This is a genomic window from Herpetosiphon giganteus, from assembly GCF_016907925.1.
GTDB classification, from domain to species: domain Bacteria; phylum Chloroflexota; class Chloroflexia; order Chloroflexales; family Herpetosiphonaceae; genus Herpetosiphon; species Herpetosiphon giganteus.
On sequence record NZ_JAFBCZ010000028.1, the window covers coordinates 61,737 to 81,620 of the forward strand.

The following is a 19,884-nucleotide window of genomic DNA, read 5'->3' on the forward strand; positions in this document are numbered from 1 at the left end:
TCATTAAAAGGAGGATTCGATGCGTTGGTTCATTCTTGTGCTCATACTGCTTATGCATCCATACAGCACGTTCGCCCAAACGACCCCGCTGACCGTGCGGGTGCAGGATATGGCCACCATGCAGCCCATGGCGGGCGTGGTGGTGACCTTTACGCCGATTGGTGGCCAACCAATCACGGCAATCAGCGACGCGCAGGGTGTGACCGTTGTCACACTACCCGCTGATCGCGTGATCGTCACGCTGGCCGCTGCCGATGGCAGCACAATTCCGTGGGAAGCGCCGTATGCAGGCGGCTATCCCATCCAGTCCATTGTGGGATTGACGACCTTGACCGTGCAGATCGACCCGGTGACAGGCATCGCCCATCACGCGCTGGAGCAAGATTGGGCGGGTGGCCCAACCCAAGCCGATGACCCGACCGCAGCCTTAGCACCACCCGCCACCGGAACCGCCATCGCCGCCCAAACTGCCACCGCTGCGGTCGCGCAGCTGCCAACCAGTGAGGCGCTCCTGCCAACATCCATGCCAACGACCCTGCCAGTCGCACCACCCACAAGCGTGCCCAGCGCCGTTCCCACCAGCAGCCAGCCCGTGCTGGCGATCCTGCCGAGTAGTCCCCCCACCCCACCAGCAGCGCGCCCATGGACAACGTGGCTGCCCCTCGTGGCCATTGTGGGGGTTATGCTGTTGGGTCTGTGGTCGTGGCGCGGACGCATGGGGGTGCTGCGATGATGTGGCGGAGCCTGTTCCTGCTTATCCTGCTCGTGTGTTTTTTGACACCAGCAGTGACGACAGCCCAAACCCCAACCGTCAACCCATCCACTGCCGCATGGGCATTTGATACCCCACGCACGCTGGGCCGGGACATCGGCGTGATCCGCGGATTGGCCACCGCGCTCGATGAACAGGGCTATGCCCATACCAGCTACCTGCGGGCCAGCGAATTTATGGCCAATGCCAGTCATAGTGCGCTGATTGTGCAGGGCGTGACCCGCGCAGGCGATCGCTATGAACGACGATTGTGGCAGGGCGAACCCAGCGCTGGCCCAACGGCGATCACGGCGCGCCAAGGACGGATTATTGTCGCGGCAACCCTCGATAGCACGGTGCGCCTGTGGGAAAGCCGCGATGGTGGGGCAACGTGGCGTGAGCTGGCCAGTCCGGTGCGCGCCATGTCGGCCCAGCCAGCCATCCTGCCCAATGGCCGCGCCGTGCTGGCACTGCTCACCCGCAGTGGCATGCAGTTTCATCTGACCATCGCCAGCGAAACCAGCGCAGGCAGTGGGTCGTGGCAGGCTGCCAATCCATTGCCTCCTAGCGCCAGTGCGGTGGTGGCGGTATGGCAGCGGGACAACGTGCGGAGCGATCAGGGAGGGTTGCCGCAGCTCGTCATTGCTCAAGGCATGGCCGGTGGGGTACAACTTGCCACAACGCAAGACGGAGCAACGTGGCAACCACAGACCATTGCCAGTGCTACGCCGCATGCGCTGGCCTTGAGTGCAGTAGGGGATCGCATGGTTATGATGCATGAAGAATATGGGGCACGGGTGCTGTGGCTCGCCAGTTCGACGCTCGACGAGGATTGGCAGGTCACGCGGCTCGCCACGCCGTCCTCGGTGATTGTCGAAGCCAATCCGCTGCTGCACGACCCACAAACCAACAGCGTGCTGCTGCTGACAACCTGCCGCTTTCCCGACCGTCCCTTTGGCAGCCATCGGGCGCAGCTCTGCCTCAGTCGGGTCGCGCGGGACAAGCTGCACGTGGCCAGTGCGTGGGAAAGCCAGTGGGCTGAACCGTGGACACCGATTACGATGGCCCAACCCCATACGGCGCAGGCGGGAGCAGTCGTGGTGACGCACGGCATGCAGGCGCATATGGCGTGGGTCGGGCAGTTCATCCCCAGTGACTTTCTGCATATTAACGCAACCCAAGCGGGGTTTGTGACCACGAGTGAGGCCATGGCCACGACGGTGCGGATTCCGACGCTCGCGCGGATGGATGCGCCGTGATGAAGGAGCAAGAAAACACCACTGAAGGATTGATTATCGTACAAATCAATCCTTTAGCGGCATTGCTTTTCTGTGGCATAGGTCAACCTCCTCGAATTCAGCATACAGTACCTAAGAACGAGGGGCCAGAATACAACGAAATCCTTGGTCATATCCACCTTTGGGAAGAAGCCTGTCACGTGCTGCACAGAGAATCTTTGTTCTATTTTGATAATATGCCCCCCCCCGCAGCACCATGGGGTCATCACTATCCGCAAGCACCTGCTGCACATCGCCACCATTCTTCTCATAGGGTGTGGCTGTCCACTCCCACAAATTGCCGACACTATCCAGTGCTCCACACGCTGCTTCTCCTAGCAGTCCTACGCCAATAGATAAAGGACGATTTTCTTCATTCCAATCGTAGACCGCATGCTCCGGTGTGGTTGGATGCTCACCCCATGGTGATGTTTGACGCTGACCTTGGGAATTATACGCCGCAGCGACTTCCCATTCGGCCTCGCTGGCAAGACGTATCTCATAACCCCGTAGCAACAGTATATCAAGCTGCTCCGTCAGCCACTGGCAATACGCCACCGCCTCATACCAACTCACGCCATAGACTGGCTGATTGCGGTATTCCTGCTCGGTTTGACGGTTCCACCAGCGAGGCTCAGTTCGTTTTTCCTCCTTTTTCCATCTTAAACCATACTTTGTCCACCAATCGTCGTTGGTATAGCCACCGGCCTCGATAAATGCCTGATATTGATCGACCGTCACCATAAACCGCCCAACCCAGTACCGCTGAAGATCGACGGTTGTGACATCTGGCTTCTCATCCCAATTGCTAACCTGATAATGCCCCGCAGGGATAAACCGCCAATAGTGCGCACCCTCGCGGCCAAACTGGGGAGAAAGCTGGCGCGTTGCTTGCTGCCATTGCTCCATACTCACCGGATAGCGTGGATCGCCCAAGCCTGCCAAGAGTTCAGCAGCTTTTTGCCGTTCGCGTACCAATAATGGTGCAGGATCCATGAGGCGTCCGTTGTAATGTTCCAGCGCCGCTTGGGCGTGTGCACGGTCTTCAAGCAGGTTAACCAGCCCCGCCCGCAACCGTCGCTGGATACGATCCACCTTGATCTGTTTACCGTGCAACAAGCCCCAGTCGCAATCCGCGCCTAACTCAGCCGCCAAGATGAGATCGCGATACCAGTCATACGAGTGCATCTCTCCCGCTTCATACCCATCGGAATCAACCAAGGTCGTCAGGAGTTGGTCAATTTTCGCACTCCCAAGCCCTACTTTGGTCAGGCAGCCAACCCCTAAGAAGATCGGCTCGCGCCAACGGTCATCGCGGCGGAGGGACATCAGCTGATCAAGCGATTCATAAAAGAGCAAATGACGACCAGCGCTCTGCTCTTGCAATGTCAAATGGGCAAAGGCATAGACCCTGCCATCATCCTCCGGCTGAAGCAAGCCACTGCACTGATCGATATAAGCGATACAGGGCATCCAAAAGCTACCTGGCAATTTTTTTACGCTTTCCAACATAATCTTCATACAATGGAACGAGCCATCCACGAAATAGCGCGATAGAATGCTCTTCTTTGTCGCATCTCTCCTGCATAACAATCATTATGTAGGAGAGGCACTTGGACTCACCATTATGTGGTTTTATGGATCGCCAACACTGGTATTTGGCGCGTTGCGACAGAGATCTTTTCAATTTAAGGCCATTTTTCCACCGTTATGAAGGACACCGGAAAATATTCGTCACTTAGCTTTTGGATGCCAACTACACGCATCACAGTAAACACATTCATATCAGCACACCCGTTCGCTGCACTCATTCGGGGCGAGCTGGGTTTACGCGCTCAGCTATGCCGTCATTCACTATGGGGAGATCAATCAATGCTCGGCCTGTCCATCATCCTTGACACCGAATTGCAGAAACGCGGCTGGCGACGCAGCATGCTCGCCGCAGAATCAGGGGTCAGCGAACCCACCCTGTCACGCATTATGAACGATGTCGCCTACATCCCCGAACTCAAAACTATGGCGGCGCTGTCGAAGGCACTCGAACTTCCCCTGCGGCGCTTGCTCGAAGCATGCGGTTTTGACCTTGATACCACAACGCCGCTCGACGACTCCCAGCGGGTTCACCTGCTCATGACGGCGGTTCCTGAGTTGTATACCTTCCTTGTACCCTTGGCTCAGCTATCGCCCGATGATCGGCAATCCGTGATCACGTTTGCTGAAATGCTCGCTCAAAAACACTTCAAGACCTAAAGCACCCGCTGCGGCCTATTGCCATTTTTGGGCGTATGGGGGACAGGCTCGCCATCACTGTACCGGTCACTCGTTGCCAGCTCGCGCTCATTCCAGCAGTAAATTCCCCAAAAACTCCCACTTCAGCACGCATGTTCAATACACAAAACTGAGGTGATCTGCTTGGGGACGCGCCCATGCCCTGCATGTCCATTCGGCGAAAAACGGCCCCAACATTAAAAACACTAATGGCGTGGCATTCGGTAGCACGAATCTTAGGTTTGTATTCCCATGCGGGTGATTTTCTGCTCTGCATGCCAAAAATGTGCGACAATAGGATCGCTCTACAGGATAAAGAAGAATTCTCGCTCAATCGCCGTGTGAGGAGTTCCCCATGGATGTACATGCACTCATTGCCATCGTCGCCAATGCCATTCTTGCCCACTGCCCCCAGTATGACCGCGTGAGTGTGTCTACAGCGCTCGAATCGGTCTTTTCTGGCCATCCTGCGTTGCTTGGTAACAATACGATCTCCATGCTGTTTGGCCAGAATAATGATTTCACCAATGCCACAATCACCATCGGTGATGTGCATGCAGGTCACACGATCACCGTCCACCTCCCGCAGCCGATTGATCCGACCCTCGCTGCGCTCATTGCCCGTGCCTCGTTACCAGCTACGATCCACCATGGGGATATCACGATCAATGAGAGTGTTGTTTCAGGGGTTGTTGTCCGCGATAACTATGGGCCAATTAATCAGACTATTCACCAGCCCCAGCCGCTTGATCCACTGCCCGCTGCCCTCGCTGCGCTCGCCTCAATTCCACTCGACCATGTGCCGGAACCCCGTATCGATCTTCCTCACGCCTCACGCTTGCCCTTTGAATCCAGTCCCCACTTTGTTGGCCGTGAGGCTGAATTGAAACAATTGGCTGCTGCAATTGGCACGGCGCAGCCAGCGGTGGTCATGCCAGCAGTGGCCACGGGCCTTGGTGGTATTGGTAAAACGAGCCTCGTGACGGAATTTGCCTATCGCTATGGGGTCTATTTTCATGGTGGGGTGTTTTGGTTGAACTGTGCCGATCCTGAGCAGGTGGCGAGTCAGATCGCGGCCTGTGCGCTGGATGTTGGCATCGACCCGACCGGAATGACGCTCGATGAACAGGTGCAGCGGGTGCTCCATGCATGGAAATCGCCCATGCCGCGCTTGTTGATTTTCGATAATTGCGAGGATCGGGCGCTGCTCAAACGGTGGAAGCCCACCATCGGCGGGTGTCGGGTATTGGTGACGGCGCGGTCGGATCAGTGGCCAACCGTGACTCAGGTGCGGCTTGGGGTGCTCTCATCCACAGAAAGCCGAGCACTGTTGCAGGCGCTCTATGCGGACCTCACGGATGCTGAGGCTGATCTGATTGCCACTGATCTAGGGCATTTGCCGCTCGCGTTACATTTGGCAGGAAGCTATCTTAATACCTATCGGCCTGCCATCACGGCGTATCGCGCTGCTCTGAGTATTGCCCATGAATCGCTGCACGGGCATGGGGCGTTTGACTCGCCAACCGAACATGAACAGAATGTTGAAGCGACGTTTATGCTCAGTTTTAACCAGCTTGATCCGACCAAAACCATTGATGCCGTGGCCTTGGGCATGCTTGATGGGGCGGCGTGGTGTGCGCCGAGCATGCCGATTCCGCGTGATCTGGTCTTGGCATTTGTACCCGATGGAACGGCCCAGACCACTGCGATTGATGCGCTGCGTCGCTTGCAGCAATTGGGGTTGTTGGATGGGGCAGATGCCGTGGTGCTGCATCGTTTGCTGGCCCAGGTTGTTCAGGCACGATTGGGATCGACGGATATGCTGGCCATGGTGGAGGAGCGGATTGATGCTGCTGCATCCCGTGCGAATGGGACTGGGTTGCCACAATCAATGCTGCCGCTTGAATCCCATCTACGCCATATAACCATGCATGCCTTGGATTATCATGATGCACGCACAGCCCGCCTTGCCAATAGTCTTGGTTTCTTTGAACGCCTGCGGGGGGCCTATGCGGCGGCGCAGGCATGGCATGAACGGGCGTTGGTCATCAGGGAAAAGATGTTGGGTGTGGAACATCCCGATACGGTACAGAGTGTGAACAATCTGGCGATAGCGTTATTGTCGCAAGGGCGGTATGGCGAGGCACAACCCTTGTTCGAACGAGCATTGGTCATTAGGGAAAAGCTATTCGGTATGGAGCATCGAGATACGGCGATGAGTCTGAACGGTCTGGCGGGGGTCTTGGAGCAGCAAGGGCGGTATACCGAGGCACAACCCTTGTTCGAACGGGCGTTGGCCATCAGGGAAAAGCTATTCGGTATGGAGCATCGAGATACGGCGATGAGTCTGAACAATCTGGCGATGGTCTTGGACTATCAAGGGCGGTATACCGAGGCACAACCCTTGTTCGAACAGGCGTTGACGATCAGGGAAAAGGTATTGGGGGCGGAGCATCCGAATACGGCGACGAGTCTGAATAATCTAGCGTTTGTTTTGGCGCGGCAAGGGCAGTATGGCGAGGCACAGGACTTATATGAACGGGCATTGGCAATTATGAAAGCAGTGTTGGGGGCAGAGCATCCGAATACGGCGACGAGTCTAAACAATCTGGCGATGGTCTTGACGCATCAAGGGCGGTATGGCGAGGCACAGGACTTATATGAACGGGCATTGGCAATTGTGGAGCAGCGCTTGGGTATAGAGCATCCGAATGCAGCGCGGAGTCTGAACAATCTGGCGGGGGTCTTGAAGCTGCAAGGGCGGTATGGCGAGGCACAGGATTTATATGAACGGGCATTGGCCAATATGGAAGCGGTATTAGGTGTGGAGCATCCGGATACCCAGCACACACGTGGGAATCTTGCCGCATTACGAGCAGCCATAAAGGCAGATAACCCGTCGTAGAAGCGATGACTGTCAGCGCCGCTTTTTCTTTCCATGACCAATAGTCCGTAATCTATCCCGACGTTGTGCTGATTGCTCATCGACCCATGTCTGGTGTGTCGCATCCCACCCATAGCGAAACGGAAACTGATCCGTATCCGGGGCCACGAACGACTGGCCTTCGATGCAGCGCTGCCAGCGCGTAGGGTGATCAATGATGATCGACTGGCGTTGGCATAGCAACCGAAGATACTCCCGAAAATCACGGGTAAGTGCTTGGAGTGCGGTATCCACATTTGCTGCCCCAGCAGATGCAATTCGTTCTCCCTTGGCACTTATAAAGTTCAGCGGCTGAAAGCCCTGTCCGCCGATCAGCAGGCGTTGGCGGTGAAACTGTATAACGAAAAGCAGTACACGATCGCGCAGATCTGCCGGATGCTGGAGATTTCAAAGCCGACGCTGTATAAATATTTGGCCGATGCGTCCGCAGCGGGAACCACCAACCCCTGAGGCGCATGCCCCCGACTTTTTTGTGCTCTCCTAAAAACCGAAATTATGATGTATCCAGTCACTAACTTCCGTTGCTCTCAGATGACCAATTTTCTCAAGTAGCTCTTTGGCGATAGAGGCGATACTTTTAGCTTGACTCAAATCATCTTCTGCCATTAACACTTTTGCCATACCAAATAAACCTACAGCTTTATTAACAAGTGATTCTATTTCATCTGCAATATCAATTGCATCCATAAAGCTATTTCTCGCTTTTTGGTATTCCATATTGAGGAAATCAATTTCACCTTTATAAATTAGCGCATTGGACCATAAATCTTTGCGCTTAGATTGTTTTGCTAAATCTATCGCCATATCGAGATGAGTGACTACGTTGTAATCTTTAGCTGAAATCATTGCAGCAGACAAAGCTATCAAAAGCTCACAAGTAAGACTGTACCAATTCTTTTCTTTGGCAAGTTCAAGGCCATTTTTTGCATAATTTATAGCATCGATATAATTTTTCATTGTATTTGATAGATACGATAAGTTTAATAAAGTATGGCATAGTCTTTCATTATTCTGTATATCTCTTGCTAAATTTTCTGATTTCTTAAGCCAAATATACGCTTCATCAAGATTTCCGATCTCCTGATGAGTAGCTCCAATATTCATCATGATTAGGGATTGTCTTTGTCGATTACCAGATTTTCTTGAAAGCTCTAACCCCTCTAAAGCGTAGTTCAATGATTTTTGATATTTTCCTTGGTTAGTAGTAATAGCACCGAGATTGAGTAATAATGAACTTTGTCTTTGAATATTGCCTAGCTCTCTAGCTAAATTTAGAGATTTCAATGAATATATTTCTGACTCTTGATAATTACAAAGCCTAAACGCCACAGCTCCAAGACTTTGTAATATTCCACTAATTATTTCATTATCTTCTGATTCATATGCAAAGCCAATTCCTTCTTTATAATATTTAAAAGCTAATTCATAATTATCAATTTGAAAATACATAGTTCCAGTTATTTGTAAAGCAAATGCTATCCTTTTAGAATCTTTCAGTGATTTAGCTAAATTCAATGCTTCATTTAATAGATTGGCTGCCAATGTGCTGTTACGTCCACTATATGCCTTCATTAAGCCATATTGACATAAAATATCACAAAGAATATCTTTTCTATTAGCTAGATGTGCGCTTTTTATCGATTTCTCGTACCATTCTTCTGCTTCTCTATAATTACTGGTCTGATGAGCAGATCGTCCTAAAAAGAACTCCAGCTTTGCAATTGAACCTTGGTCTTTTACTACATGAGCAGAAAGCATTGCTGCATGGAGATGAGGTTTACCTTCTAAGGTAAGTCCTCTAGCCTCTAGATAGCCAAAATAATCAATTGCTAGATCGATAAGATCACTATTCATTGCAAACTCGGCTGCATAGAATAATGCTGCTAAAACATTTGCGTGTTCTGGATCTATATGTCTAAACTCATGAGATTGAGTCCTTATAAATTCACAAAAATAGGAGACTAATCGCTTTTTACCAGCCGTTCCTTCCATATATTCCGCGCTATAGTCATTAATCGATTGATGCATACTATAGCGACCAGAACCAGAACTTTCTAGCAAACCATATTCATAAAGCGTAACGATTGCTTTAAAAGGAAGCGCTGTTACATACATCCCTGCTGCTTTGGAGAACGAATTGGGCTTTGCAGGAAAGACAGATAGCAATCGAAGCGCTACCTGACTATCATCTGGTAGTGCAGCATCACTCAAAGATATGACCGCATTGAGAGAGATTACTGGTCCAAGGGGTAGTCCTGGGTATGACTGTGGAGAAGATCGTGGGATTTTTAGTCTCATCTTCTCCTTTGCTGAACGAAGCTGCTTTAAGAGAACACCAAGCCGTCTTGGCTCATTAACAGGATGCTTTTCACTAAGCATATGCCCCACGAGAATGATGGATAGCGGTAGACCATCAAGTTCACGTACAAGTTCTTTCACCTCATGAGGGTAGCGTTTCATAGCCTGAGGTGCTAAAGTTGATAAAAGCGTGATTGAGTCATTGGATGACAAATATGGTAACGAAATAGAAGAGAAGCTTTCGGCTTCCTCCGGTAATAGTCTTAATCGTGTAGTAGCTAAAATCCTACATTGCTCCCCTTGCGCCTTCAAAAAAGGGTTCAGGTGATGTATGTCCCATACGTCATCCACCACCAGTAGCATCGCTCGGGGGCCAATACGATCCCTTATCAAGATGCTTCGCAAATCTAGATCGGATGCTTGAACCAAATCCTCGTTGCTGATACCTAGTTCTCGACCCCAAGCCATCAATACAGTCATCAAATTAGGTTTATTTCCCAGCCCAGCCCACAAAACCCCATCAGGAGTCAAACTTAAGATTTCGTGGTGATAGGTAGCCTCAGAAACTAAGGTGGTTTTGCCAATTCCAGGAGGGCCAAAAACGAACACCCGATGGGTATTTCTCACCAAGTTATGCAATGCTTCTTGCTGATCATCCCGTCCCACGAGCCCATAGCGCATCCGAAAAGGAGCCATAAATGGCCCCTTACATTCCAACGGCCTTAGGGTCGATTGATGTCGCTCTTCTCGTTTGACTAATGCATCTGTGATAGCTTCAAGAACAGCCTTCTGTTTGGGGAAGTAGGTTGAAGGAGGAATGTCCAAATCTTTGTAAACTACTTTCGCCTGTTCGCTGTGAACCCACCGTTTCTGTGCTATAAGATAAGAATGCCAGGCAGGGTTGTGTGAATCTGGTTCTTCATCATACGGCCTCAGTTCACGAATAATTTCCTCAAGGATTGTCTGTAGTGCCTCTGCTCGAGCCGTAACATTTTGGAACGGAAGTCCCCTATCGTGGCAACGAGCAGCCACAATCAAAAGCCATGCCAAGTGATCGTTACCAAGCGCACGCCGACCCCACTTACTCAAAGCACCCTCGACAACGGTGGGCGTGATCCATGCAAATGAATCTAAGCCGTCTGAATCGTTGCTCATATATCCTCCCCATAGAATGAACCTAAAAAGGAATTTGGGAGTCTTTTTGGACAAAACCTATAGTTTAAGTCAGTCCTCACGCGTATGCTACCAATATCGGCCATCAGTGGGCCAGCGCGGAGTCTAGATAAATAATACCACGGCACAGCGCTGCCTGATCTTAATACAGGAGGAGTACCCAGAGGTAAATAGCTATGACTAGATGTCCATTCCCAGATCATCTGACGGTGAGTCACAAAGATTTAGCCACAACCATGAGGAGGTATGGTAAGGATTCGCGACAAACGGGCCATACACTCACGCATTCCTCCCGATTATGGATACTGGTGAATCACTAGATTCACTAGGCGATTCGCGCCACGTTTATCGATATTCTGGAAGAGGAAATCGCCGCCTTCATCGGTACGCAGCCCTATGAATGCATGGACAAACGGCGTGATCATCGTTCGCGCACCCTTTGCACGACCGCTGGCGTGATCGACGATTTACCAGTCCCGCGTACCCGTGGCGGATTTCGTACTCAGCTGTTTGACCACTACCAGCGTCGGATGCACGATGTGTATACCTGATGCAGGACATAGTTGTCGGTAGTGTGATCCAAACCGCCGTTAGGACGGGGTGGTCGAGCACCTGACGAGTAACGCCCCAATTCCCCAGCCGTCTCGTGCATGTTTCATACCATTAACGATGCGTTTCATGTCTAGCAGGAGAGCTGGTGCATTAGACCAAAACGTTGAGAATAGGTCAAATGAATAAGGTATCCGCCATCTAGTAAGTGAATATTTGTGAATTGCTTAGTGAACACGCCGTTCGAGAATACGAATTAGAGGTGCTAAACGCAGAGAAACTATGAATGGCTTAGGCCAGCGTGTCATCTAGATGTACTCAACATTGAATAATCAACACCTTAAGATTGGAAATTGAATTATCAGGAGGCGTTATGTGGGTGCAAGCTCGACGTTGGCACAGAATCTGTTTATCATTTATGCTTTTCATATTGGCCTTATCAACTACTCCTAGAGGATTAAAGGCACAATCCAACCAACCTTTACCAGGTGATGGTGCACCAACTGAGGATATCCGCCTGAGCTTTCAGCGTGCATATGAGCGGGTGGGAGGCTCTACTCATATCGTCGAAATGACTAATCGAGTACATACCTGGGGACAGAGCGAGGCTAATGGGGTTCAATATCTTACCCAAAACTTTCAGGAGAAGCCTGAATGGGGGGGGGGCTGGGGATCAATTATTTATAATCCCTTCTTCGGGCGTGCCTTTGTACTCCACGGTGATATTGAGAATGTCTATAGTGCAGCTGGTGGACCAATAAGTGCCTGGATTGGCTATCCTGAAGATGATGAGGGTGTTTTTACGGCAGCAGAGGCCACAGTATACTATGATTTTGATGAAGGTAGTGCTTATCAGCATTTTGAGCGAGGATTTATTGGTTGGCCAAGGGGAGCAAATAATTTTGAACTGCATACGTATTATCCATTTGTTCCTCGACCAGTACCTTCAAATTGCAGCTGGACACCAACAATGCGTGATTGTATATGGGAGCCGCTCCCTAATAATCGCGTACAAGTTGCGATCCTTATTCCTTTCCAACGTGCGCCAGGGTATGAAGATGAAGATATTGAAGGCACAGATCCTGTCCAAATCGACTTTTTTGTTCAACAACCCGATGGCTTTCTTAAAACCTATCAAGCAACTCCCATTAGCTCTAACTTTGCTATTGTAAAAGTTGATCTTGCTCTTAGACAAACGGTAAAATACGCCATTGAAGTCCGTAACCTCGGACACAATACGATGAAACGTGGTACTTATCCTATGGATTTCGGTACTAACCGCCAGAGTCTCGCAACCCTTAACACTCAGTATCAGTTAGGGCAGCCACCAACGAGAAATGGCATGTATTGGAATAAGTGGGATGCAGACATTATACGTGAAGCAGAAAATTATAATCTGCCCCCAGCACTTTTAAAAGCAATGATTGCTCATGAATCCGCCGGGTTAGGCACATCGAATGGCCTTAATCCAGCATTAGCCTACCTCTATGAGCCTTATACTGATTGGACTTCACAAAATCAGTTAAGTAGGCCAGAATTTCAGCCTTGGGTACTGCCGGGAAATCCTCCACAAAATAATGTACGCCCGTGTCAATCGGTAATTGGTCAAGGACCAGATAATCTTCCTGGCTTTAGTGTTCCAGTGGGGACGACAATTTACACGATGTTGACTCAATCTCCATACAAGAGTTGTACTAGTCCCTATCGAGGTCTTGCTTCCTGGGAATCGTGGCTGAATGATCTGCAACATGCTAATATTACAGCCCAATATCGTATTAGTGCTAGTTATGGTTTGGGACAAGTCGTTTATCGTTGGCATTATAATAAATTTCCTGGTCCACCAGAGCAACTATATGATGCCCCCTTTGTTATTAAAACTTCTGCACGGATATTAAGTGATGCTCGCAAGGCAAATGGACAGGAAGGGATACTAACCGCAAATTCAATCGATATTTCAGCGTGGTCTAGCACACTGAATAAATATAATGGTGGTGGTCTACCCGAGTATGTTCCAAATGTTACTCAATGGTACAACGATGGTGGAGTCGCTTCAGTGCAACCGACAGTTGCACTACAATTTATAGATACATTTCAGAACATGAATATGCCAGTCAATACTATAGAGGAGCAAACGGACTCAGATACTAACCTGAGTACAGCATCAAATGAAGCGCAAATGACAGGGCCAACGATTATCCAATCTCTTATTACTGATCTTGACGATGATGGAATACAGCAAATTGTTACCCTGATACATACACCAGATGCTTTTGGTCGAGGATCCGTTATTGTATCTGTTCATGAGTCTATAGATGCCACGAGTCCGGTGATGTGGACCACTACTCTAACCGATAATGTTCTTGGTGTTGGACAAATACGGATTGTTCAGATTAGCGGACAACAGCGACCATTTCTTGTATTAGATGCACCAGTCGGCCTTAACTCTGTGCTTACCCGCATTTTTCAAGTTCAAGGCACAAAGCTTGAGGATCTCAGTACCAACATTGGTATTGGAGGTTTTACTAGTAATCGAGGCTTAACAGCTGTTCTTGAAGATGGTATTGTTATCGCAATAACGCGTGCTTCATTTCCCTTAAGAACTACAAACGAAATCTATCAATACGATGGTCAAGGATTTCAACTCATTGATGTAATAACTACTATAGAAGAAACATCTACTGGAGCTGACACTGTTCCTCCAAGGACGATTATACAACTTATGGGGCAGCAAGGTCATGCAGGATGGTATCGAAGCTCAGTAACTGTTTCGTTACGTGGTATAGATGCCCAATCATCGATTCGCGAAACCCAATATCGTATTAATGGTGGTAGTTGGCAGATATATACAACTCCGTTTGTAATTGATACTAATGGTCTTAGCAATTTGGAAGTATATTCAGTCGATTCGAGTGGGAATCAAGAATCTACAAAAACACGAGAAATTCGTATTGATATGGTGATGCCAGCTACAACAACGACGATTAGTGGAACATTGGGGGAAAATGGATGGTATATTACCCCTGTTAGTGTAGGTATTACAGGTATTGATGTACATTCTGGGCTAGACCAGGTTCGATATCGATTAAATGGGTCTGATTGGAAGACTTTTACACTTCCATTTGTGATCAATCTTGAAGGAATAACTACCCTTGACGTTTCTGCGGTAGATATTGCTGGGAATGAGGAAGTTATCCAGCAGTACACAGTCAAAATTGATACTCGACGACCAGTCGTTGATGCTTGGACTGATCAGTCGAAGTATACGCGTATTGATCCCTTTATCGTTCGTTATATAGCCGAGGATCCTACACCAGGCTCTGGTATTGATCGCGTTACTGCAGAGACGAATGGCATAATAGTAAATAGTGGAGCTGTAATTGACCTATTCTGGTGGAATCTTGGAGAGTATACTCTAAATGTAACAGCCACTGATATTGCTGGATGGGAAGCAAGTGATACTGCCCCATACGAACTTATTGCAACGCTTCAGAGTTTGCGTGCAACCGTCTTACGTCTCAGTACAATGGGTGAGATTACAAATCAAGGAATCACAAACTCACTTATTGTAAAGATAGATGGAGCAATTGATGCTCATGATCGAGGTAATAATCAGGCTGCGATAAATAAATTAAATGCTCTCATTAATGAAGTCTCAGCAATACAAGGGAAGAAACATCTAAGTATGCGTGCAGGCGGGATTTTAATTATGGATGCTCACTATATCCAATCTCACCTACCATAATTAGATGGTAAGTCAAGAAACACGAAATTTTAGTGGTAGGATTAATAATCATTGAAATTAAAGCCATGGTACCATTCGTAAGCCATGGCTTATTCGTTCTATTCGTCGCTCAGATCACAGACCGAATAGTCCTAGCTGAGTATGAACACAGTAAGCGGCTTTTCTATCCAAAAAAGTGGATGCATAGGAGTTTGGTTTGATGGCCCGACGACAAGGGTATTACAAAATTTTCCACGGCCTGATGTTCCAACCAGCATTGGGTCGTTTTCTTATTCCATTATCTTGAACAATAGTGGAATAAGAGCAATGGGGCATAGTCTATCGAAAAATTGCCTGCAATTCGTTACAATTCCATTCATGGCACACGCTTAAATCCGCACTATCGCTATGCCTGTTTTGCAACGGCTGATGATGGGCGCAGCGCTGCGGGAAATGCTGATGAATCGATTGAAATGGCGTTCGAAAATCTGCACTGGGAACATTTGGACATGACGCTCGATTAAAGTCTTTTTTTGGGTGTAGAGTACTGATAGTGTCGTTTGTATCAGAACTCATCATAGCCAAGCACGTTGCTCAGGCAGGCGAAAACCGTACCATTCCTATGGAAAATCGAGCGTATGACGGAGCTGCATCGACCAACGTCATGCTAAAATAGCGCTATATCCAGTAGACGACCAACGGAGGACTCCCATGATCCAAAGTTCAAAAAAATCACCGCAGCGCCTGCGGGTCTTGGATCAGAAGGCCGCTCGCCGTGCAGCCGCACCCGCCCCTCGTCCCTTGAAACCTGCACCCAGCACGGGACAGTCGCTGGCCGCCTTTCGTGGCCGCTGGGCGGGCGATGATCAGCATGAGCGACTGGCAGAAGTGTCCCAACTGCGTGGACTGGCGGGTCTCGATTAATGGTTCTACTGGATACCAACCATTGCAGCCTGATTCTCCAAGGCAATCCCGTGATGCTGGAGCACTTGGCTGCCATTGACCAAACGCCCGTGATGACCTGTGTGATTGTCCAAGGTGAATTAATGCTGATGGCCGAACGGTCAGCACGGCGTGCCGAAAACCGCCGCACCGTCGATGCCTTCTTGCGTGAAATCACGATCTTTTCGATTGACCAGATCACGGCCCATACCTATGGCAGCCTCAAGGCCGCCGTCTTGCAGCACGTTGGCCCGAAGGAAAAAGCCAAACAACGGCATACCGCGCTCCACCAACTGGGCTTCTCGGAAAATGACCTGTGGATTGCCGCGATTGCGTTGCAATACCAGCTCACGCTGGTCTCGATGGATAGCGATTTTCAGCGGATACAGGCAGTGGTTTCTCTCCCCACCGTGCGCTGGGATCAGCGTTAAGCGCGGCAATGACCGCTTCTTGCGATTTCGCTGATGAACAACGTTTTCGCGTTTCATCACAACCCCACGATGCTGGCTACCGAACGCTCCACCATGAAAAAGCATTCATGCTAGGGCTGTTTTTCGCCATATGGCCATGCATGCTGAAACCGATCCCCTGATGACAAATGTATGGTAGAGTACCCAGAGGATGGTTTGTGTAGGACAGGATAGACCGCAATGGCCGCTCGCGATCTCTTTCACGCGCTTGTCCGCTCCGCCTTGGAAACCCATGGCTGGACGATTACCCACGATCCCTACGTCTTGACCGTTGGTGGGGTCGATTTTGCGATTGATTTGGGTGCCGAACATCTGGTGGCCGCCAAGCGGAATGGGGTGCAGATCGCCGTCGAAATTAAAAGCTTTCTGGGGCCATCCTTGGTTACTGATTTTCATGCGGCCTTAGGGCAATTCTTGAATTATCAGTTGGCCTTGGAACAGACCGATCCAACCCGCCAGTTGTATTTGGCCGTGCCGCTCGATGCGTACCTGACCTTTTTTCAACTGCCCTTTGCCCAAACTGCGCGTGACCGTTATGGGGTACGATTGTTGATTTATGACCCTGTGCAACCAGAGGTGCTGACATGGAATCCACATCCTCCTATCGGATGATTCTCCAAGCGGTGTTAACCGACTATCATACGCGAACCAAGGATGCCGACTCCACGCTGGAGCGGCAACTGATTCTTGATCCCGTCCATGATCATTACATGCTGATGGCGGTTGGCTGGCAGGGGCCACGCCGGATTGCCCATTGTCTGATTCACTGCGATCTTAAGGATGGCCAAGTCTGGATTCAGACCGATAGTACTGAGCCAGGTATTGCCGAGCAGTTGGTGGAGCAGGGCATCCCGAAACACGCCATTGTCCTTGCCTTTCTTGCGCCCTATAAACGACCCTATAGTGGCTTTGGGGTAGAACACGCGGCCTAAGTGCGGAACCGCTGCGCCCTGCGATTGAGCTAATTTTGGGTGATAGGGTACTGATTTTGTAGCCAAATCAGCCCCTATGGTTAAGAGGATTTAATCTCCATTTCATTGTACTTTTGTTTGTCATGGAGAAGTGTCGGGCGGATCATTGCTCCTCATGGGTAATAATTAAGAGGCCACGATGCACAATTTCGTTCACTGCATCCGCAAGATTCATCCCCAGCATTTTTAATACCGGAACCGATGGAAGCTTCCAATCAGCAGGGTTAAATACCCACTGGCCCTGCAAAATATGGCCAGTCGATACGATAAACAGCGATCCTTCATTCTGTACTGGGGAGATAAGCTTCCCAATGGGGGCAATCTGAAGCTTATTGTGACGCACATAGGGATGGGTTTGCCAAATCGCTGCTTCCGTTAACGCCTTGGCAGCATGCGGATCAATGTGGATGGCTATCTGGTCAGTTGACCATTCAAAGATTCCCTGTAGATCATCGGTCAGTGCAAGGTACTGGTCATGCCATGGTGCCGTATTAAACGTCCATCCTCCATAGCGGCGCAATACGGTTTCGACTGCTGGGAAAATGGGATACTGATGCGCCGCCAATGCGCTGAGCCACGGCGTTGGATCGGGACGGATCGCCGGATTCCACGGTGAATCGGCCATGAGTTGTTCAAGGATAGAAGCCAGCATCACCCACGCTCCTCAGTACGATGATAATAGCAGACTGCTCGGTCAACAAGCCGATTGAGGCCATCACTGAGACTTGTTCCAACAATACTCATCATGGGTTGCCGATTGCGGTGGGTCGGAATGCCATAAAATTTCCCAAGGAGGACCCAGCCATCATCGGTTAAAAAGATCGTTGCATCGTTATCATAGGAACCAATGGGACAAATCTGCCGTTGGTGCCGCTTAATAAACGGATGCTCACGCCAATCCGGTGCCGTCTCACTATCGCAATGCTGCGCATTGGCGGGAATAAAATCCTCAAAGAGCCGATTGCGATCAAACATATACGGAATGGCCTGGTGATAATAGATCGAATTTGCTCCAGCGGTTCGCACAACCGACAGGGTTGAAAGGCCCCCAAAGCGGGATAGAAATGCTGCTGCACGTGGAAATAGGGGATAGTTCGCGTGTTGAATCGCCGCGAGATGCACCGAAGGATCGATCTGGCGATCGGGAGTCCAGCCAAAAAGCTGATAACATGTTGCTGCGATCGCTGATAGATCGAGACTCAAGGGTTGACCATGCATGAATTGCCCCCAATGATTGAGCAGACCCAGCCATGACCGACCTTCTCGGTCATGGCTGGTATTAAGCAGGCGCGGTGTCCACAAGGGCATACGAGTGGCAAATGGCGCTTCGAGCAGGATATCACGGGGCAAGCGCAAGCGGTGGTCCACATCCGCTTTTTGCGGAAGGATTGTAGTCCCTGTCCGGTTCGCACGCACTGCACGCGCGGCAAACACGAACCACGCTCCGTGACCATCCGCACTCAAATCTATCATGAAGCGCTTCAGCAGGCACGCCAGTAGCAACGAACCCCAACATTTCATCGCGAATACGCGCTGCGCTCCGGCATCGAGAGCAGTATTTCCCAGGGGATTCGCCACGTAGGCCTGCGGCGAACGCGCTTTATTGGGCTGGCGAAAACCCATCTTCAGCATGTCTTGAGTGCGGTGGCATTAAATGTCATTCGCATCGGCGCGTGTCTCGATCAGTCGCGCCAAACACCGCCGCGTCGGAGCGCCCTGTCGCGGCTCGTGGCATCGGGTTGAGGGTTCGCCAGCAGAGTCAATCTTGGGTTTAACCCTATTTGAGTGGTCTTGTGTTTAACCCCACACTGATACCATCTATCAATGTTTGCGAGTTATTTCTACCAGCGTTACTAAGAACTGCGGAAAGTCCATTGCATCCACGATGGGTCTGGACTAACTTTCAATACATTATGTAATTGTTCAAGCAAATCGCTTATTAGGAGGTCAAAATCACTAGGATTTAGGCTGAAAAGGAGATCAAGTTCATCACCATTGCGATAACAATCCAGCAAGAAAGGTGAGATTAGAGGATGATCGTTGATAATTTTAATAAGTTTTGGAAGCGCTAACGTCCAGATTCCCATCTCTGGTCGAAGGGTTTGATGCTTGATTGCGGTCAAAACACCAATTCCAAGATACGCCAATAGCTCAGCATCCATATTTTTAGGAATAATCAACTCCATCATTTTCTCCTAGAAGATAATGTCATCCAAATACTACGTGACACGGTAAACCATTGTCTTGGTAACACATACCGATCGTTCACCATGGTAGCATTATCCAAGGATTTGTCACTTTTATCATCACCATTGATGTGTATTTATGGCACTGCAATGAGATGAAACAGCTCTACTAACGGGATTGCGTGTTATATATTACTCACCTATGGCTTAGTGTGCTACGTGACGAATACATTACGGTAGAAACTCAGCAACGACATAGTATGCCTATGTCTGTCGTTTGGATGGCACACACCAAGCGAACATGTGTTGGTCTAGGCAGCCACGCAACGGTTTG

At 49.7% G+C, this 19,884-nt stretch carries 17 protein-coding genes; 12 read left to right on the forward strand and 5 right to left on the reverse strand.

What is annotated here, in order from left to right:
* The first annotated feature begins 19 nt into the window (after window positions 1-19).
* Together JOD20_RS20815 and JOD20_RS20820 are read left to right on the forward strand one after the other, a co-directional pair.
* Window positions 20-733, forward strand: coding sequence for a hypothetical protein (locus JOD20_RS20815; RefSeq protein WP_204757117.1), 714 nt, complete (start codon window positions 20-22; stop codon window positions 731-733).
* On the forward strand, window positions 730-2,010 hold the full coding sequence (locus JOD20_RS20820; RefSeq protein ID WP_204757118.1) for a sialidase/neuraminidase family protein: 1,281 nt from the start codon (window positions 730-732) through the stop codon (window positions 2,008-2,010). The genes JOD20_RS20815 and JOD20_RS20820 overlap by 4 nt, the downstream gene beginning before the upstream one ends.
* Window positions 2,011-2,121: 111 nt before the next feature.
* Here JOD20_RS20820 and JOD20_RS20825 read toward each other — a convergent pair whose 3' ends face one another.
* Window positions 2,122-3,549: an SUMF1/EgtB/PvdO family nonheme iron enzyme gene (locus tag JOD20_RS20825; RefSeq protein WP_204757119.1), complete on the reverse strand. Its 1,428-nt coding sequence runs from the start codon at window positions 3,547-3,549 to the stop codon at window positions 2,122-2,124.
* A 351-nt stretch (window positions 3,550-3,900) separates the two neighbouring features.
* Between JOD20_RS20825 and JOD20_RS20830 the strand changes: the two genes are divergently transcribed.
* The 3 genes from JOD20_RS20830 (at window position 3,901) to JOD20_RS26780 (ending at window position 7,690) form a co-directional block, all read left to right on the forward strand.
* Window positions 3,901-4,278 (forward strand): helix-turn-helix domain-containing protein, encoded by a 378-nt coding sequence (locus JOD20_RS20830; protein WP_204757120.1) that lies wholly within the window; start codon window positions 3,901-3,903, stop codon window positions 4,276-4,278.
* A 373-nt stretch (window positions 4,279-4,651) separates the two neighbouring features.
* Entirely contained in the window at window positions 4,652-7,201 is a 2,550-nt protein-coding gene (fxsT, locus tag JOD20_RS20835) for an FxSxx-COOH system tetratricopeptide repeat protein (RefSeq protein ID WP_204757121.1), read from the forward strand.
* A gap of 255 nt (window positions 7,202-7,456) precedes the next feature.
* Complete coding sequence (locus JOD20_RS26780; RefSeq protein ID WP_275580652.1) at window positions 7,457-7,690, forward strand: helix-turn-helix domain-containing protein; 234 nt, start codon at window positions 7,457-7,459, stop codon at window positions 7,688-7,690.
* Between the two features lie 30 nt (window positions 7,691-7,720).
* Here the strand turns inward: JOD20_RS26780 and JOD20_RS20845 are convergent, their stop codons facing one another.
* Complete coding sequence (locus JOD20_RS20845) at window positions 7,721-10,693, reverse strand: tetratricopeptide repeat protein (protein WP_204757122.1); 2,973 nt, start codon at window positions 10,691-10,693, stop codon at window positions 7,721-7,723.
* Between the two features lie 350 nt (window positions 10,694-11,043).
* Here JOD20_RS20845 and JOD20_RS26550 point away from each other — a divergent pair, with 350 nt between their 5' ends.
* From JOD20_RS26550 to JOD20_RS20875, 6 genes are all read left to right on the forward strand, one after another.
* Complete coding sequence (locus tag JOD20_RS26550) at window positions 11,044-11,262, forward strand: transposase (protein WP_420828958.1); 219 nt, start codon at window positions 11,044-11,046, stop codon at window positions 11,260-11,262.
* A 377-nt stretch (window positions 11,263-11,639) separates the two neighbouring features.
* Window positions 11,640-15,002 (forward strand): LGFP repeat-containing protein, encoded by a 3,363-nt coding sequence (locus tag JOD20_RS20855; protein WP_204757123.1) that lies wholly within the window; start codon window positions 11,640-11,642, stop codon window positions 15,000-15,002.
* Between the two features lie 329 nt (window positions 15,003-15,331).
* Window positions 15,332-15,505 (forward strand): hypothetical protein, encoded by a 174-nt coding sequence (locus tag JOD20_RS20860; protein WP_204757124.1) that lies wholly within the window; start codon window positions 15,332-15,334, stop codon window positions 15,503-15,505.
* 399 nt (window positions 15,506-15,904) lie between these two features.
* On the forward strand, window positions 15,905-16,354 hold the full coding sequence (locus JOD20_RS20865) for a type II toxin-antitoxin system VapC family toxin (RefSeq protein ID WP_204757125.1): 450 nt from the start codon (window positions 15,905-15,907) through the stop codon (window positions 16,352-16,354).
* A 219-nt stretch (window positions 16,355-16,573) separates the two neighbouring features.
* Entirely contained in the window at window positions 16,574-17,005 is a 432-nt protein-coding gene (locus JOD20_RS20870) for a XisH family protein (RefSeq protein WP_204757126.1), read from the forward strand.
* The gene (locus tag JOD20_RS20875; RefSeq protein ID WP_204757127.1) at window positions 16,978-17,325 is read left to right on the forward strand and encodes a XisI protein; all 348 of its coding nucleotides are present in this window, start codon (window positions 16,978-16,980) and stop codon (window positions 17,323-17,325) included. The genes JOD20_RS20870 and JOD20_RS20875 overlap by 28 nt, the downstream gene beginning before the upstream one ends.
* 142 nt (window positions 17,326-17,467) lie before the next feature.
* Here the strand turns inward: JOD20_RS20875 and JOD20_RS20880 are convergent, their stop codons facing one another.
* Window positions 17,468-18,016 (reverse strand): SUKH-3 domain-containing protein, encoded by a 549-nt coding sequence (locus JOD20_RS20880; protein ID WP_204757128.1) that lies wholly within the window; start codon window positions 18,014-18,016, stop codon window positions 17,468-17,470.
* Window positions 18,016-18,987, reverse strand: coding sequence for an SUKH-3 domain-containing protein (locus JOD20_RS26555; RefSeq protein ID WP_239583994.1), 972 nt, complete (start codon window positions 18,985-18,987; stop codon window positions 18,016-18,018). The genes JOD20_RS20880 and JOD20_RS26555 overlap by 1 nt, the downstream gene beginning before the upstream one ends.
* Between JOD20_RS26555 and JOD20_RS27085 the strand changes: the two genes are divergently transcribed.
* Window positions 18,922-19,107, forward strand: a complete 186-nt coding sequence (locus tag JOD20_RS27085; protein ID WP_476702822.1) for a transposase — start codon at window positions 18,922-18,924, stop codon at window positions 19,105-19,107. The genes JOD20_RS26555 and JOD20_RS27085 overlap by 66 nt on opposite strands.
* Window positions 19,108-19,217: 110 nt before the next feature.
* Here JOD20_RS27085 and JOD20_RS20900 read toward each other — a convergent pair whose 3' ends face one another.
* Window positions 19,218-19,553 carry a hypothetical protein gene (locus tag JOD20_RS20900; protein WP_204757131.1) on the reverse strand — a complete coding sequence of 112 codons (336 nt, stop codon included), beginning with the start codon at window positions 19,551-19,553 and terminating at the stop codon, window positions 19,218-19,220.
* Window positions 19,554-19,884: the final 331 nt, after the last annotated feature.